This is a genomic window from Curtobacterium sp. LFS079, assembly GCF_047977865.1.
Lineage (GTDB): Bacteria > Actinomycetota > Actinomycetes > Actinomycetales > Micrococcaceae > Arthrobacter.
This window is the reverse complement of record NZ_JBFPFO010000003.1, coordinates 202,206-217,092: the sequence shown is the minus strand read 5'-3', so window position 1 is coordinate 217,092 and position 14,887 is coordinate 202,206. Positions and strand designations below refer to the sequence as shown.

At 67.4% G+C, this 14,887-nt stretch carries 16 protein-coding genes; 7 read left to right on the top strand and 9 right to left on the bottom strand.

Annotation, left to right across the window (positions count from 1 at the left end):
* Positions 1–32 precede the first annotated feature (32 nt).
* Entirely contained in the window at positions 33–1,292 is a 1,260-nt protein-coding gene (locus tag ACNQPB_RS06910) for a multidrug effflux MFS transporter (RefSeq protein WP_498750718.1), read from the top strand.
* 98 nt (positions 1,293–1,390) lie between these two features.
* On the opposite strand, the gene ACNQPB_RS06905 is transcribed toward ACNQPB_RS06910, so the two are convergent.
* From ACNQPB_RS06905 to ACNQPB_RS06895, 3 genes are read right to left on the bottom strand one after another with little or no spacing between them, the layout of a single operon-like run.
* Positions 1,391–1,864 carry a nucleoside deaminase gene (locus ACNQPB_RS06905; protein ID WP_498750262.1) on the bottom strand — a complete coding sequence of 158 codons (474 nt, stop codon included), beginning with the start codon at positions 1,862–1,864 and terminating at the stop codon, positions 1,391–1,393.
* A gap of 23 nt (positions 1,865–1,887) precedes the next feature.
* The gene (locus ACNQPB_RS06900; RefSeq protein WP_498750261.1) at positions 1,888–2,034 is read right to left on the bottom strand and encodes an N-acetyltransferase; all 147 of its coding nucleotides are present in this window, start codon (positions 2,032–2,034) and stop codon (positions 1,888–1,890) included.
* 52 nt (positions 2,035–2,086) lie between these two features.
* Positions 2,087–2,758 carry an O-methyltransferase gene (locus tag ACNQPB_RS06895; protein ID WP_498750259.1) on the bottom strand — a complete coding sequence of 224 codons (672 nt, stop codon included), beginning with the start codon at positions 2,756–2,758 and terminating at the stop codon, positions 2,087–2,089.
* Between the two features lie 120 nt (positions 2,759–2,878).
* Between ACNQPB_RS06895 and ACNQPB_RS06890 the strand changes: the two genes are divergently transcribed.
* Both ACNQPB_RS06890 and ACNQPB_RS06885 read left to right on the top strand, forming a co-directional pair.
* The gene (locus ACNQPB_RS06890; RefSeq protein WP_498750257.1) at positions 2,879–3,409 is read left to right on the top strand and encodes a YbhB/YbcL family Raf kinase inhibitor-like protein; all 531 of its coding nucleotides are present in this window, start codon (positions 2,879–2,881) and stop codon (positions 3,407–3,409) included.
* Between the two features lie 43 nt (positions 3,410–3,452).
* The gene (locus ACNQPB_RS06885; protein ID WP_498750255.1) at positions 3,453–4,061 is read left to right on the top strand and encodes a TetR/AcrR family transcriptional regulator; all 609 of its coding nucleotides are present in this window, start codon (positions 3,453–3,455) and stop codon (positions 4,059–4,061) included.
* Between the two features lies 1 nt (position 4,062).
* Here the strand turns inward: ACNQPB_RS06885 and ACNQPB_RS06880 are convergent, their stop codons facing one another.
* The 3 genes from ACNQPB_RS06880 to ACNQPB_RS06870 all read right to left on the bottom strand — a co-directional run bounded on the left by ACNQPB_RS06880 (position 4,063) and on the right by ACNQPB_RS06870 (position 7,021).
* Positions 4,063–5,481, bottom strand: coding sequence for an APC family permease (locus ACNQPB_RS06880; protein ID WP_498750254.1), 1,419 nt, complete (start codon positions 5,479–5,481; stop codon positions 4,063–4,065).
* The gene (locus tag ACNQPB_RS06875) at positions 5,478–6,431 is read right to left on the bottom strand and encodes a carbon-nitrogen hydrolase family protein (RefSeq protein ID WP_498750252.1); all 954 of its coding nucleotides are present in this window, start codon (positions 6,429–6,431) and stop codon (positions 5,478–5,480) included. The genes ACNQPB_RS06880 and ACNQPB_RS06875 overlap by 4 nt, the downstream gene beginning before the upstream one ends.
* A 263-nt stretch (positions 6,432–6,694) precedes the next feature.
* Positions 6,695–7,021, bottom strand: coding sequence for a thiamine-binding protein (locus tag ACNQPB_RS06870; protein ID WP_498750250.1), 327 nt, complete (start codon positions 7,019–7,021; stop codon positions 6,695–6,697).
* A gap of 92 nt (positions 7,022–7,113) precedes the next feature.
* On the opposite strand from ACNQPB_RS06870, the gene ACNQPB_RS06865 reads away from it, so the two are divergent.
* Positions 7,114–7,731 (top strand): TetR/AcrR family transcriptional regulator, encoded by a 618-nt coding sequence (locus tag ACNQPB_RS06865; RefSeq protein ID WP_498750248.1) that lies wholly within the window; start codon positions 7,114–7,116, stop codon positions 7,729–7,731.
* A 148-nt stretch (positions 7,732–7,879) separates the two neighbouring features.
* Complete coding sequence (gene katG, locus ACNQPB_RS06860) at positions 7,880–10,108, top strand: catalase/peroxidase HPI (protein ID WP_498750247.1); 2,229 nt, start codon at positions 7,880–7,882, stop codon at positions 10,106–10,108.
* A 40-nt stretch (positions 10,109–10,148) separates the two neighbouring features.
* Here katG and ACNQPB_RS06855 read toward each other — a convergent pair whose 3' ends face one another.
* Entirely contained in the window at positions 10,149–10,460 is a 312-nt protein-coding gene (locus tag ACNQPB_RS06855; RefSeq protein ID WP_120522655.1) for an AzlD domain-containing protein, read from the bottom strand.
* Entirely contained in the window at positions 10,457–11,194 is a 738-nt protein-coding gene (locus tag ACNQPB_RS06850; RefSeq protein ID WP_498750244.1) for an AzlC family ABC transporter permease, read from the bottom strand. The genes ACNQPB_RS06855 and ACNQPB_RS06850 overlap by 4 nt, the downstream gene beginning before the upstream one ends.
* Before the next feature lie 126 nt (positions 11,195–11,320).
* On the opposite strand from ACNQPB_RS06850, the gene ACNQPB_RS06845 reads away from it, so the two are divergent.
* Positions 11,321–12,058, top strand: a complete 738-nt coding sequence (locus tag ACNQPB_RS06845; protein ID WP_498750243.1) for a fumarylacetoacetate hydrolase family protein — start codon at positions 11,321–11,323, stop codon at positions 12,056–12,058.
* Here ACNQPB_RS06845 and ACNQPB_RS06840 read toward each other — a convergent pair.
* A complete protein-coding gene (locus ACNQPB_RS06840; RefSeq protein ID WP_498750241.1) occupies positions 12,055–12,876 on the bottom strand; it encodes a helix-turn-helix transcriptional regulator in 822 nt (273 codons plus the stop codon). The two genes, ACNQPB_RS06845 and ACNQPB_RS06840, sit on opposite strands and share 4 nt — an antisense overlap.
* A gap of 102 nt (positions 12,877–12,978) precedes the next feature.
* Between ACNQPB_RS06840 and ilvD the strand changes: the two genes are divergently transcribed.
* Positions 12,979–14,865: a dihydroxy-acid dehydratase gene (gene ilvD, locus ACNQPB_RS06835; RefSeq protein ID WP_498750240.1), complete on the top strand. Its 1,887-nt coding sequence runs from the start codon at positions 12,979–12,981 to the stop codon at positions 14,863–14,865.
* Positions 14,866–14,887: the final 22 nt, after the last annotated feature.

Here is a 14,887-nt window from a genome sequence, read left to right as displayed (position 1 = left end):
TCAGTTTCTTCCCTGCCAAAGGAATTCCCGTGATGCACAATTCTGCTGCCCAAAAGGTCGGACCGGCCCTTGCCACCCTGTTGATGCTCCTGACAGTGTTCGGTCCAATCTCCATGGACCTCTACCTCCCGGCGCTACCTGCTTTGACACAGGAGCTGGGTACAACCACCTCCGTAGCCCAGCTCACCGTGACGGCCTGCCTCATAGGCCTCGCGACCGGCCAGGTGATCGCAGGTCCTTTGTCCGACCGGTTCGGCCGGCGCAAACCGTTGGTCATTGGAGTCGCCGCGTTTGTGGTCGCGTCGGTGCTCTGCGCCGCCAGCCCGACGATCGAAACCCTGGTCCTGGCCCGCTTTGTCCAAGGCCTTGCCGGCGCCGTGGGAATCGTGATTTCGCAGGCCGCAGGCCGCGATGTGTACGAGGGCGGAACGTTGATCCGCTACTACGGCAGGCTCACCGTCATGGGCGGGCTTGCCGCGATCATCGGTCCCGTGATCGGCGGCCAACTCGTCCAGTTCACCAACTGGCGGGGCCTGTTCATCTTCCTTGCCGCCGTCGGCGCCGTGCTCCTGACGATGGCCTTGGTGATCTTCCGCGAAACCCTCCCGCCGGCGCAGCGGAGCAGTGGCGGGATGCGGCAAACAGGGCGGGACTTCCGCAGGCTCCTGTCCGACCGGCTGTTCCTTGGCGCGGTCCTCATCACGGGCTTCGTCTTCGCCGCGATCTTCGCCTACCTCGCCGGAGCCACCTACATCCTGCAAGGCGTCTACGGGCTGTCACCGCAGGGCTATGCGCTGGCCTTCGGCTTCAACTCTGCCGGCGTGATGCTCTTTGGTTTCCTCGGAGGCCGGGCCGCGGAACGCTGGTCGGAACGGGGAACCCTCATGATCGGGCTGTCCATGTGTGCACTTGGCGCACTGGGGCTGCTTGCGACCGGGCTCTTGGCGCTGCAGCTCCCGGCGATCGTCGCGTCGCTGTTCATCCTCGTGGCGGGCATGGCATTCGGCTCCGCCTCCACCACATCCCTCGCCCTGGCGGACTACCCTGAGCTCGCCGGCACCGCGTCCTCCCTGCTCGGACTCGCACGGTACGCCTTCGGCGGCATCGCCGCGCCACTGGTCGGGCTTGGCGGCTCACATGCCGTACTGCCGCTCGGCATCGTCACCGTTGCCTCAATAGCAATGGCGGTACTGTCCTTCATCGTCTTCGTGGGTCGCGAGCGGACGCAGCATCACGTCGCCCCGGAAGCCCGTGCAGCCGTTGAAGCCCTCCGGCAGGCAACCAGCGAGTAGACCGCTTGGATCTCCGGTCCTCCGGGGGCGCCGCGATCCAACGCACTTTCCGGGCCGCGGGTCCGCGCGGCTGTGGCGTGTGCCGTTCCAAGGAAGTCCTAGTTCCAGAATCCCTCGTGAGGGGCCGCTGCTTCTTCCTCGATATGCGGACCTGAGACTTCCGTGGGGCGGCCTCCGTCGGCAAAAACGAGCCGGCACGAGTGGGCCAGCGTAGGGTTCTCCGGATGGCCGCTGCCGGTGATTTCCAACAAGCCAGTCTCTGCCAGGCCATAAACCACCCGAGCTATGCCAGCCCAGTAGATTGCGCCGGCACACATGGCGCAAGGTTCACAGGAGGTGTAGAGGGTGTGGCTGGGAAGCTGGTCGTGCGGAATGGAACGCGATGCCAGGCGAACAAGGTTGGTTTCGGCATGGTTCGTGACGTCGTTCTCCGTGGTGACGCTGTTCTCAGCCTCAAGCACAATCTCTCCATCGCCATTGACGAGAATCGCACCAAACGGGTGGTTGCCGTTTGCCCTGGCGCTCCGGGATACCTCAATCGCGCGGCGGAGAAAGTCGATGTCGTTACGCATGTTCGTCCTGTCAGCTGCAGTTGTCATACACCCCACTCCCCGACGGCGGGACGCACCATCCGGATCTCCGGCAGTTCCTGCCACTCGGCCGGGAGGAGCTCCCGACCGCCGTCGGGCACGAAGCCGTTGCGTCGGTAGAAGGCCTGGGCGCGGGGATTGTCCTCAAGCACCCATAGGCCTCGGCGTCGCCTGCCTCAGCCGGGCGCAGCGTAAACGTCAAACTCACACCACCCTCGCGATCGCGAAGCCGTCCCAGCCCTTGGTTCCCACGGTCTGGATGGCGGTGGCGTCGAGCCTGGGGTCCTGGCCCATCATCTCCAGGGCCGCCGTGATTCCGGGGGCGTTGATCTCGTCCATGGAGTTGTCCAGGATGGCGCCCTCCCAGATGACGTTGTCCATGACGATCACGGTGCCGGGCCTGCCGAGCCGGATGGCCCAGTCGAGGTAGTTGGAATCGTTCTGCTTGTCGGCGTCGATGAACACGAAGTCGAACGCCTCCCCGTCGGCAAGCAGCGGCAGGGTGTCCAGCGCCGGCCCCACCCGGATGTCCACCTTGTGCCCCACTCCGGCGGCATCCACGTTTTTCCTGGCCACCTCAGCGTGCAGGGGAAGGTACTCGCAGGTGACCAGCCGGCCGTCGTCAGGCAGACCCTGTGCCATCCAGATGGTGCTGAAGCCGGCCAGCGTGCCGATCTCCAGCACCCGCTTCGCGCCGCTCAGCTGCACCAGCAGCTTGAGCAGCTTCCCGGCGTTGGGCGCCACCTCTATGGCCGGCATCCCGGCGTCGACGGCGGAGCGCAGCGCCCGGGCAAGCTCGGGACCCGGCCGCACGACGGCGGCGGACAAGTAATCTTCGACCTCTGCCCAGCCGTGCTGGACCCTGTGTTCGAACATGGCCCCCAGTCTGGCACCCGGGCCGCGGGCTGGGAAGGCCGCCCACATGGTGGAAGAGTGGATCCTGCCGACAATCGCGATTGCGCCCGGCCGGACCGGCCCGCGCGGGAAGGAGCAGCAATGGGAGCGCCACTGCCATACAAAACGCCAGGATCCCTGCCCGCTTTCACGGTGGAGTCCGCGTCATTCAAGGACGGGCACGCTTTGCCGCCGGCCCAAACCAGCGCGAGGCTGGGCGTCGCGGGCGGCAAGGACGAATCGCCCGGGCTCGCGTGGCGGGGCGCTCCCGAGGGAACCAAAGGCTACGCCGTCACCGTCTTCGACCCGGACGCCCGCGGCGGGTACTGGCACTGGGCCGTCGTCGGAATACCCGCCAGCACCGCATCCCTGCCGGCCGGCGCCGGCACCGCCGACGGAAGGCTGCTCCCCGGGGGCGCCTTCCAGTTGAAGAACGACGGCGGTACCGCCGGTTATCTGGGCGCCGCACCGCCCAGGGGGTCCGGACAGCACCGGTACGTCATGGCTGTCCACGCCCTCGACGCAGCGGATCTTGGCCTCAAGGCCGGTTCGCCGTCGTCGGCGCTGGGGCCGCTGCTGGACCGGCACACCCTGGCCCGCGCCACGATCACGGGGGTCTTCGAGCGGCGCTGAAGCCGCGTCCCGGCGCCCCGCCGGAAATGAGAGGATAGGGCCCATGGCACGACCCCGGAACCAGGCAGCCCGCCGTCTTGAGCTCGTCTCGGTGACGTCGAAGCTGCTGGTGGAACGGGGAGCGTCCGGTGCGCGCCTCACGGACATCGCCGAAGCCGCGGGCATCACCCCCGCCGCCGTGACCTACTACTACCCGAACCTGGTGCAGCTCTACGCCGAAACCTACGCCACGGCGACGCAGGAGTTCATCACTAAACGGCGCAAGCGCGTGGATGCGGCGGACGGCGCCGTCGCCAAGCTCACCGAATGCATCCGATTGGGCGTGCCCCGCAAAGGAAGTGGCTCCTATGCGGCCACGGTCCTGCTGGGCGAGCTTTCGGCGCTTGAGTCCCGGGAGCCATCCATCTCCGAATCCGGCCGTGCCTTCGACCAGGCGCAGTTGGAGCTGTTCGCCGAAATCCTCGACGCCGGTGTGGACGAGGGCGCCTTCACCCTCGTCCACAGCACCGCGGACACGGCCCGCGCCATCCTGGCGTTGGAGGACGGCCTGGCCCCCGGCGTCGTCAGCGGACGGCTCACCGCCGCGACGAACCTGCGGCTGGTGCTCACCATGACCGGCACGCTGGTGGGCGCCGGGCTCGGGCCCGCCTGACTTACGACGCCGGTGCTGCCGCCGCTTCCTTGCCCGGCACCGTTGCGCCCGGCACGGCGGCGTCCTGTTCAGCGGTGTCCTGTTCAGCAGCGTCCGGGCCGCCGTCGAAGTCCATTTCCGGCGTCGGGCGCTTGAATCCGCGGGTGAGCCAGAGCAGATAAGCGACGCCGAGCGCCAACCAGCAGCCGCCGATGGTGAGCGCCACCGGGTTCAGCTGGGTGAGCATGTAGACCGTGACGCAGGCTCCGAGCCCGGGGATGAGCACGTAGCCCACGACGCCGGCCGGCTGGCTGCGGCGGTGCCGGAAGAAGAACACGATCACGCAGATGTTGACGATCGTGAAGCCGGTGAAGGCTCCGAAGTTGATGAACGCCGTCGCCGTTTCCAGGGTGAGGCCAAGACCCACGAAGCACATGGCGCCGGTGGCGAGCAGGCAGTAGACGGGCGTGCGCGTCTTCCCGTTCAGGGCTCCGAACACCCGCCGCGGCAGCACGCCGTCGCGCCCCATGATGAACAGCAGGCGGCTGGAACTCAGCTGCACTGCCAGGCCGGAACCGAAGCCCGCGATGATCCCTGCGAGGTTGGTCCAGTCCGCAAATTCCTGCCCGCCCACCTGGATCGAGAGCGTGTAGCCGGCGATTTGAGGATCGTCGAACGCGCCGCCCGGGTGGACCAGCTGCATCAGGTAGGCGACGACGGCGGACAGGGAACCGCAGATCAGGATCACCAGCACCACGGCGCGCGGAATGTTCTTCTTCGCGTCCTTGGTCTCTTCGGAGAGCGTGGTGACGGCGTCGAAGCCCAGGAAAGAGTAGGCAGCCACAGCCGCGGCGCCCGCGACGCCGGGCAGGGTGCTGTTTTCGTTCCAGAGCGGGGCCGCGGACGATGCCGGCCGCTCACCGGCCAGGTAGACGATGCACGCCGCCGCGAACAGCAGCACCAGGAACATCGCCGCACCCGCCAGGACCTTGTTGATGCGGTCGCTGAGCACCACACCCATGATGTTGATGCCGGTGGTGAGGCCTGCGTTGATGAGCATCCAGACCCACACCGGGATGCCCGGAAACTGGGCGTTGAGGTAGATCGACTGGACCAGCCACGCCACCATGGGCAGGAACAGGTAGTCCAGCAGCACGCTCCAACCGGCCAGGAAGCCGACGGGTGCGCCGATCAGCTTGCGGGCATAGAAGTAGGCCGAACCGGACATCGGATAGTGGCGGGACATCTTGGCGTAGCTGAGGGTGGTCAGGAAGATCGCCGCCGTTGCCAGCGCGAAGGCGGTGGGCGCCGTGCCCCCGCTGGCAGCAGCGATGACGCCGAAGATCACCATCACCAGGCTCGGCGCCATGTAGGAGACGCCGAAAGCGACCACGGAGGCCAGCGAAAGTTGCGGCTTCAGGGCCGCCGGCTGGGTGCTCACTCGGCGGCCCGGATGCCCGCGGCGGAACCGACGCCGCCCGCGCCCCGCTCAAGGACGGAGCCCGCGGGGCGCAGTTCATCAGGGGTCTCGCGCGACACCGCGGGACGCCAGCTGCCGGGCTCGATCCGGCCGTTGTAGAGCGGGAGTTCCAGCGGCGAATCGTCTTCCTGGAAGTGCGACCACGGCCAGGAGTCCCCGCCGGTGCCGAAGGTGCGCGCGGCGCCGACCCGGTTGAAGTCGATGACGCTGATCAGTGTGGCGTCCTCCGGCCCGGCGGCCTCGACGCGGACTTCGCCTTCGGGGTCGATAAGCAGCGACTTGCCCAGGGCGGTCGGCGAGGCGCCGTTCACGCTGGCCACCCACACCTGGTTGACGATCGCGTTCGCCACATTGATGGGCACTTCCTGGGCCCGGCCCGTCGTCGGGGTCTGCACCAGGTTGACTATCAGCTCGGCGCCCATCCAGGCCAGGTGCCGGGAGTGCTCGGGGAACCAGGAGTCGTAGCAGATCGAGAGGCCGATCCGGCCGCGGCCGGGCATATCGAACACCACGAACTCGCGTCCGACGCACATCGGCTCGTAGGGACGCCAGGTGAAGATCTTGCGGTAGCTGGCCACCAGTTCGCCGTCCGGGCTGTACACGACGGCGGTGTTGTAGACGTTGCCGTCCTCGCCCTTCTCCAGGACTGTCCCGGGAATCAGCCAGATGCGCAGTTCCCGCGCCAGCGCGGCGAGCGCCTCGCCGCGGGGTCCGTCGAGGGGTTCGGCGTAGCTGCCGTAGTACTCCTCCAGGCTCATGGATTCCATGCCGAGGGAGCAGAGGTGGAGTTCGGGGTAGATCACCAGCTCGGCTGCATTGGGGGATTTCATCCGCAGGCGGAGGCCTTCGGCGAAGGATTCGAAGGACTCGGCGGGGGCTTGGACCAGCGCAAGGCGCAGGTAACGGCTCATGGTTGTCTCCTTGGCAGCGGCGGCAATGGAAGGGGATCCGTCCACAACGCGCGATGAACCACCTGATTCGTATTGGGCAACACATCAGTTGTGGCATGGCTCACGTCATTGATTATTTAAAGTTTCTTTAACAAACACGAAGCTGTCAATCCCACACTGGAGGCCGCGGGTCCGGCAAAGGGCAGCAAAAAGGCGGCCCGCTCTTGGTGCGGGCCGCCTGTGGCGAAGCTGTTCGGGACGGGTCCTTTCCAGGAGTCCTCCTGTCAGGAGTCCTGTGCGGAGATGGCGTCCTCGAGCCGCTCGATCTTCCCGGTGATTTCCCCGGAGTAGCCGGGGCGGATGTCGGCCTTGATGACCAGGGACACCCGGCTGCCGTACTTGCCAACGGCTTCGGTGGCGCGCTTGACGACGTCGAACACCTCGTCCCATTCGCCCTCGATCGTGGTGAACATGGAATCGGTCCGGTTCGGCAGGCCGGAATCCCGGACGATCTTCACGGCCTCGGCAACGGCGTCGTGCACGGAGGCATCAGCGGCAGCGGAACCTTCGGCGGGCTGCCCGGACGGGGCTACGGAAAATGCGAGCAACATGGGCCAAGTCTTTCATGGCATGCCATGTCACAAAAAGCGTCCGCAGCACCAGATCGGAGGTTCGCGGCGGCTGCGTTGCTAATCTGGGCAGCATGAGCCTGCCCCCAGAACGGAAGCCGCTTCGGGCCGATGCCGCCCGGAATGTGGACAAGATCATCACTGCGGCGAGGCAGTGCTTCCGCGAGCTGGGCCCGGATGTGCCCCTGCAGACCATCGCTTCGACTGCCGGCGTCGGCCCGGCCACTCTGTTCCGGAACTTCGCGGACAAACAACAGCTCGTCCTCGCTGCGCTCTCCCGCCAACTGAGGCTCCATGTGGACCCGGTGGCCGAGGAGGCCCTGGCCGGAATGGACGCGGCGAAGGGACTCATCCAGGTGATCGACGCCGTCGTCATGGTTGCCAGCGAAGACGCCAACCTGCTGGGCGCGGTCGCCGGAAGGCGCAGCCTGCTGATGGGGATCACGGGCGGGCTGGTCGATTCCATGGCCGTCCTGCTGGCGCGCGGCCAGGGGCAGGGCTCACTGCGCAAGGACATCACGATCGAAGACATGATCCGGCTGGTAGCCATGCTGATCGGCTCCGTGGACACCATGGAACCGGGTTCGAATGCCTGGGAACGGCCGGTTGCCCTGATGGAAGATGCGATCCGCACCGAACGGCCCGGCCGGCCGCTGCCGCCGCAGACCCCGATCCCGGGCGTCTTCCTCTAGCTTTCCCTTGGAAGGGATCGGCGCCCGCCGCCAGCCCGCTTCCTCTTTCCCGGCTGGGGTTCAGCTCGCCGCCCGTTGGTGCTCAAATGGGAGGGTTAGACCGGCTGCCCGAGTCCGACCACGGCCTCGGCCATTTGGAAGGAAGCACATGTCTGATCCCCAGGAAGCCGCCGCGGACAGCGTGACATCGCACGGCAGCGAGAGCGAGAACCCCGCGATCCCTTCGCCACAGCCGAAGCGGCACAGGCCCCGGACGAACGCCGATTGGTGGCCGAACCAGCTCGACCTCTCGGTGCTCCACACCCACCACCCGGCAGGGAATCCGCTCGGGCCGGGGTTCAGCTACCCGGATGAGTTCCGGAGTCTCGATGTCGATGCGCTCAAGCAGGACATCGTCGACGTGCTGACTACCTCGCAGGACTGGTGGCCCGCGGACTTCGGCCACTACGGCGGGCTGATGATCCGGATGAGCTGGCACGCGGCCGGCACCTACCGTGTCCACGACGGCCGCGGCGGCGCCGGCGACGGCAGCCAGCGGTTCGCGCCGCTCAACAGCTGGCCCGACAACGCCAATCTCGACAAGGCCCGGCGGTTGCTGTGGCCTGTGAAGCAGAAGTACGGCCAGAAGATTTCCTGGGCGGACCTGCTCGTCCTCGCGGGCAATGTGGCGCTGGAGTCCATGGGGTTCAAGACTTTCGGATTTGCCTTCGGCCGCGAGGACGTGTGGGAACCCGAGGAGATCTTCTGGGGACCTGAAGACACGTGGCTGGGCGACGAGCGCTACATCGGTGAAGGCAAGATGGCGCCCAACGTCGGCGCTACCGAGATGGGACTGATCTACGTCAACCCGGAGGGCCCCATGGGCAATCCCGACCCCGCCGCGGCCGCAGCGTTCATCCGGGAGACGTTCGGGCGCATGGCGATGAATGACGAGGAAACCGTCGCCCTGATCGCCGGCGGGCACACCTTCGGGAAGACCCACGGCGCAGGCGATGCCGACGGGCACGTCGGCCCGGAGCCGGAGGCGGCCGCCTTGGAGAACCAGGGCCTGGGGTGGCTCAGCAGCTACGGTTCCGGCAAGGGAGGCGACACGATCACCTCGGGGCTGGAGGTGACCTGGACGGACCGGCCAACCCAGTGGAGCAACCGCTTCTTCGAAATCCTCTTCGGGCACGAGTGGGAGCTCACCAAGAGTCCGGCAGGCGCCAACCAGTGGGTCGCGAAGGACGCCGAAGCGATCATTCCGGACGCCCACGACCCGCAGAGGAAGCACCGGCCCACAATGCTCACCACGGACCTCTCACTCCGCGTCGACCCAAGCTACGAGCAAATCTCGCGGCGGTTCCTGGAAAACCCCGACGAGTTCGCGTTGGCCTTCGCCAAGGCCTGGTACAAACTGCTGCACCGCGACATGGGGCCGGTGGGACCGCACCTGCTCGGACCCTGGGTTCCCGAACCGCAGCTATGGCAGGACCCGATCCCGGCGGTCGAGCACGAGCTGATCGACGAACAGGACGCCGCTGCCCTCAAGACCCGGCTCCTGGATTCGGGACTCTCCCTCCGCGAGCTCATCAACACGGCATGGGCAGCCGCGTCCACGTTCCGCAAGACCGACAGGCGGGGCGGAGCCAACGGGGCCCGCATCCGGCTGGAGCCCCAGCGCAGCTGGGAGATCAACCGGGCCGGACAGCTCGATGCCACCTTGCAGGCGATCGAGTCGGTGCAACAGGAATTCAACGCCGCGATGAACGGGGGCAAGAAGGTGTCCCTGGCCGACCTGATCGTGCTGGGCGGCTGCGCGGCGGTGGAGAAGGCCGCCAGGGATGCCGGCGTCGAGGTGGCCGTGCCGTTCACCCCGGGCAGGGCCGACGCGTCCCAGGACCAGACCGACGTCGAATCCTTCCAGTACCTCACACCGCGGGCCGACGGGTTCCGCAACTACGTGCGTCCCGGCGAGGAGCTCCAACCGGAAACCCTGCTGGTCGACAAGGCGTACCTGCTCGACCTCTCCGCGCCGGAGATGACGGTGCTCGTCGGCGGCATGCGGGCCCTCGGCGCCAATCTCGGCGGTTCGCCGCACGGTGTCCTGACCGGGCGGCCCGGTGTACTGACAAACGATTTCTTCGTCAACCTGCTCTCGCCGGGCACCCAGTGGAAAGCCTCGGAGTCGGAGGAGGGCGTCTTCGAGATCCGGGATGTCTCCACCGGCGAGACTAGATGGACGGCCACCGCCGTCGACCTGATCTTCGGCTCCAACTCCCAGCTCCGGGCGCTGGCCGAGGTTTATGCCAGCAGCGATGCGCGGGAGAAGTTCGTCCGCGACTTCGTGGCTGCCTGGGCGAAAGTCATGGAACTGGACCGTTTCGACCTCCGCTGAGCGGTGCTCTTCCGGGCCGGCCGCGGAAGCGGGCGCCTGCTCAGCCCCAGCCGAGCAGGCGCAGTCCCGCGGCCGCCGCCGCACCGACGATCACCACCACGAGGAACGGCGCACGGAGCCACAGCGCGACGGCGGCCGCGACGAGGGCGCCGATCCGGGCATCGAAGGCAAGGGACTGCCCCGAGGCAAAGGCATTGACCACCGTCAGGGAAGCCAGCAGACCGATGGTCATGGTGCCCGCGATGTGCATGGTGCGCGGGTTCTTCAGCAGGCTGCGCGGCACGAAATAGCCGGCCAGTTTGGTGGCGTACGCCAGGACGCAGGCAGCCAGGATCCAGGGCCAGAGATTCATTCCGCCTCCCCTCTGTCGTGGCGGTGCGCGTAGGGATCGATATCCGGCTCCAGCCCTTCATCGCTGCGGGCGTGGCTGAGCCAGCCGAAGACGCCGGCCACCGCGGCCGCCACCAGGATGGGCACCCCGGGCGGCACGAACGGCACCGCCAGCAGCGTCGCGACGGCGCAGACGACGGCGATCGCCCACGGCTCGCGGCCCTTCAGGCGGGGCCAGAGCAGGGCGAGGAAGGCGGCGACAGCAGCGCCGTCGAGCCCCCATTGCTTCGGGTCCCCCAGCGCGTCCCCGGCGAGCGCGCCGACGGCGGTGAACAGGTTCCAGAGGACGTAGATCCCGACTCCGGCGCTCCAGAAACCGCGGCGCTGTTCGTCCGGCTCGGACTGGCCCGACGCCGTTGCCGTGGTTTCGTCGATGCTCAGCTGGGCCTGGAGGTACTTGAGCTTGCCCTTGGGCAGCAGCAGCGCGTTCATCTGCATGCCGTAGATGCCGTTCCGCAGGCCGAGCAGGGCGGCCGCGGTCATGGCGGCAACGCCGGAACCGCCGCCGGCCACCACCCCGATGAACGCGAACTGCGAACCGCCGCTGAACATGATCAGGCTCAGCGCCATGGTCTGCCAAAAATCGAAGCCGGACGCCGAGGAGAGGGCTCCGAAGGAAACCCCGTAGAGCCCCGTGGCGATGCTGATGGAGAGGCCGACCTTCACGGCCGGGGATTCGAGCAACTTCGGGGGCATGCCTTCATGCAACCACAGCCCCGCCGGGCACCCTAACCACGGTCCCTCGGCCCGTTTTTGGTTCAGCATATTGAACTGCGTTCAGCATGGTGTTAGCGTGGCTGGACGAATCCAAGGAGGAACCGCATGCGCATTGCCCGTCTCCAGACTCCGTCGGGGCCCACCCACGCCGTATTGCAGGGGGAACGCTGGGAGCACATCGAGGACCCTTTCGCGGAGGAGTTCGCCTTCACCGGCGCATCCACGGCGGCTGACGACGCCGAACTCCTCGCGCCGGTGCGGCCCGCCGTGCTCCTGGGCATCGCGCAGAACCTGGGCAACAACAGCCATCCGCTCCCCATCCAGGCCTGGCACAAGTCCGTGCACACGGTCGCGGCGCCGGGCGCCGACATCGTGGCGGTGCGCGGAGCGGGCACAGTGAACATCGAAGGCGAGCTGGCCGCAGTGATCGGCAAGCGCGCGGAGAACCTCACGCTGGAGAACGCCCTGGAACACGTACTGGGCTACACGGTGGTCAACGACGTCACCAACGTGGAGCAGAACCAGGCGGACGAGAAGATGTTCCAGGGCAAGGCGGGCACCAACTACACCCCGCTGGGTCCGTGGATCGAAACCGAGCTCAAGGACCCGGACGACGTGGCCACCACGGTGACCATCAACGGCGAAACCAAGGCCAAGTCCGGCTCTTTCAACCTTTCCTCGTCGGTGGCCGCGTGCCTGGTGTACGCCACCCGCTGGCTCACCCTGGAACCCGGGGACGTCGTCATGACCGGGGCACCCAACACTTTCGTGGCCGTGCAGCCCGGCGACCTCGTTGAGATCACGCTGGACGGGATAGGGACGCTCGCCAATACGGTCTTCTAGCCCAACTGACTGGGCGACGCCGACTCAACCACAGGCACCGGCGTGTAGACGATCAGCTTGAGCGCCGGAGCGTCGGCCAGGGTGAGCTGGTGGTGCTCGTAGACCTCGGTACCGCCGTCGGGACGGTTGAAGGAACGCGTGCGGGGCGTGAAGCCGCGGATGCCGTGGGCCTCCCACTGGGCCCGGAACTCGGGGCTGGCCTGCAGCAGCCCGGCCACCAGGCTGGCCTTGCGGGCGTCCTGGATCCGGGACCCGGTCTCGGCCCGGAACTCGGCCAGAAACTGGGCGCTGGTCTGTTCCCAGTCGGGCAGGAGCGCCCGGACCGCCGGGTCAGTGAAGACGAGCTTCAACAAGTTCCGCTCCGCCCCGGAGACCTCCAGCACCCTGGGGAAAAGGGCACTGTAAGCCTGGTTCCACGCCACGATGTCCCAATTGCCCTCCAGAGCCAGCGCAGGGTTGGGATCGATGGCGTCAAGGAGCCGCTGCACGTGCTCAGTGGTTTCTGCATTTCCCGGCCCGGGAGCCGGCAGAGCGTAGCCGAAGGGCGTGAACAGGTACCGCTCCCCCGCCGCATCCAGCCGCAGCACGGTGGCCAACGAGGCCAGCACCTCGCGGGAGGGATTGACCTTGCGGCCTTGCTCCAGCCAGGTGTACCAGGTGACCGAGATGGCGGCCAGGAACGCCACCTCCTCCCGGCGCAGCCCCACCTCCTTGCCCCGGGTGGCCTGCGGCAGCCCATAGCTGCTGCGCACCGCCTCGCGGCGACGCGCGGCCAGGAAGTTTCCGAGTTCCTTGCGCCACGCTTCGGTTTCTGTCACCTGTGCCTCCTCATTTCCGACGCGGAGCCAATTCTAGTACTGCCACTACCAGTATTGACGCCGTCTTGGTGCCAGGGTTATCCGCGCGAGAGACTGGGGAACATGCCTGCATACCGTTCACGCACTGTCACCCATGGCCGCAACATGGCCGGAGCCCGCGCACTGCTGCGCGCCTCCGGCGTCGCCAACTCCGACATCGGCAAGCCGATCATCGCCGTCGCGAACTCCTTCACCGAATTCGTGCCCGGCCACACGCACCTCGCCCCCGTGGGCCGGATCGTCTCCGACGCGATCCTCGCCGCCGGCGCCGTGCCGCGCGAGTTCAACACCATCGCCGTGGACGACGGCATCGCCATGGGCCACGGCGGCATGCTCTACTCGCTGCCGTCCCGCGACCTGATCGCCGACTCCGTGGAGTACATGGCCAACGCACACTGCGCCGACGCCCTGGTCTGCATCTCCAACTGCGACAAGATCACCCCCGGCATGCTCATGGCCGCTCTGCGCCTGAATATCCCCACCGTGTTCGTCTCCGGCGGTCCCATGGAGGCCGGCCGCGTGACCCTGACGGACGGTTCCGTCCGTTCGCTGGACCTGGTGAACGCGATCGCCGACGCCGTGGACGAGTCCATCTCCGACGAGGACATCAACCTCATCGAAGAGAACGCCTGCCCCACCTGCGGTTCCTGCTCCGGCATGTTCACCGCCAACTCCATGAACTGCCTCACCGAGGCCATCGGCCTCTCGCTTCCGGGCAACGGTTCCGTCCTGGCGACGCACACCGCGCGCAAGGCGCTGTACGAGAAGGCCGGTTCCACCGTCGTCGAACTCGTCAAGCGCTACTACGACGGCGACGACGCCTCCGTGCTGCCGCGCTCCATCGCTACCGCCAAAGCCTTCGACAATGCCATGGCCCTGGACATCTCCATGGGCGGCTCCACCAACACCATCCTGCACCTGCTGGCCGCAGCCCAGGAGGCCGGCGTGGATTACGGCCTGGCCGAGATGGACGCCAAGTCCCGCCAGGTTCCCTGCCTGGCCAAGGTGGCCCCGAACGTCGCCAAGGACAAGACCTACTACATGGAGGACGTGCACCGCGCCGGCGGCATCCCCGCGCTGCTGGGTGAGCTGAACCGCGGCGGCCTCCTCCACAAGGATGTCCACTCCGTGCACTCCGCCGACCTGGACGGCTGGCTGGACGACTGGGACGTCCGCGGCGGCAAGGCCACCGAGGAAGCGCAGGCCCTGTGGCATGCGGCTCCCGGCGGCGTCCGCTCCTCCACCGCATTCTCCCAGTCGAACGAGTGGACCTCCCTGGACACCGACGCCGAGGGCGGCTGCATCCGCTCCGTGGAGCACGCCTACTCCAGGGACGGCGGCCTGGCCGTGCTGCGCGGCAACGTCGCGGTGGACGGCGCCGTGGTGAAGACCGCCGGCGTGGACGAATCGATCTGGACCTTCGAGGGCCCGGCCGTGGTGTGCGAGTCCCAGGACGAGGCCGTGGAGAAGATCCTGAACAAGACCGTCAAGGAAGGCGACGTGGTGGTCATCCGCTACGAAGGCCCCAAGGGCGGTCCGGGCATGCAGGAAATGCTGTACCCGACGTCGTTCCTCAAGGGCCGTGGCCTCGGCAAGAAGTGCGCCCTCATCACGGACGGCCGCTTCTCCGGCGGCACCTCGGGCCTGTCCATCGGGCACATCTCCCCGGAGGCTGCCTCCGGCGGGACGATCGCCCTGGTGGAAGACGGCGACATCATCCGCATCGACATCCCCACCCGGTCCCTGGAACTCCTGGTGGACGCCGCGGAGCTGGATGCCCGGCGTGAACGCCTCGAGGCCACCACGGGCTACCACCCGGTGAACCGTGAGCGCGAAGTCTCCGCCGCCCTGCGCGCCTACGCGGCCATGGCCACCTCGGCTGACAAGGGAGCAGTGCGCGACGTCGATTCCCTCTATCGCCTGACCTCGCCGCAGCCTGTGGCCAACTAAGCCCGGTCATCCGACTGACAGT

Bases quoted from the DNA above. Each gene is read 5' to 3' on its own strand.
- ACNQPB_RS06910 (WP_498750718.1), top strand. From the start codon at position 33: ATGCACAATTCTGCTGCCCAAAAGGTCGGACCGGCCCTTGCCACCCTG.
- ACNQPB_RS06905 (WP_498750262.1), bottom strand. From the start codon at position 1,864: ATGCGTAACGACATCGACTTTCTCCGCCGCGCGATTGAGGTATCCCGG.
- ACNQPB_RS06895 (WP_498750259.1), bottom strand. From the start codon at position 2,758: ATGTTCGAACACAGGGTCCAGCACGGCTGGGCAGAGGTCGAAGATTAC.
- ACNQPB_RS06890 (WP_498750257.1), top strand. From the start codon at position 2,879: ATGGGAGCGCCACTGCCATACAAAACGCCAGGATCCCTGCCCGCTTTC.
- ACNQPB_RS06885 (WP_498750255.1), top strand. From the start codon at position 3,453: ATGGCACGACCCCGGAACCAGGCAGCCCGCCGTCTTGAGCTCGTCTCG.
- ACNQPB_RS06875 (WP_498750252.1), bottom strand. From the start codon at position 6,431: ATGAGCCGTTACCTGCGCCTTGCGCTGGTCCAAGCCCCCGCCGAGTCC.
- ACNQPB_RS06870 (WP_498750250.1), bottom strand. From the start codon at position 7,021: ATGTTGCTCGCATTTTCCGTAGCCCCGTCCGGGCAGCCCGCCGAAGGT.
- ACNQPB_RS06865 (WP_498750248.1), top strand. From the start codon at position 7,114: ATGAGCCTGCCCCCAGAACGGAAGCCGCTTCGGGCCGATGCCGCCCGG.
- katG (WP_498750247.1), top strand. From the start codon at position 7,880: ATGTCTGATCCCCAGGAAGCCGCCGCGGACAGCGTGACATCGCACGGC.
- ACNQPB_RS06855 (WP_120522655.1), bottom strand. From the start codon at position 10,460: ATGAATCTCTGGCCCTGGATCCTGGCTGCCTGCGTCCTGGCGTACGCC.
- ACNQPB_RS06850 (WP_498750244.1), bottom strand. From the start codon at position 11,194: ATGCCCCCGAAGTTGCTCGAATCCCCGGCCGTGAAGGTCGGCCTCTCC.
- ACNQPB_RS06845 (WP_498750243.1), top strand. From the start codon at position 11,321: ATGCGCATTGCCCGTCTCCAGACTCCGTCGGGGCCCACCCACGCCGTA.
- ilvD (WP_498750240.1), top strand. From the start codon at position 12,979: ATGCCTGCATACCGTTCACGCACTGTCACCCATGGCCGCAACATGGCC.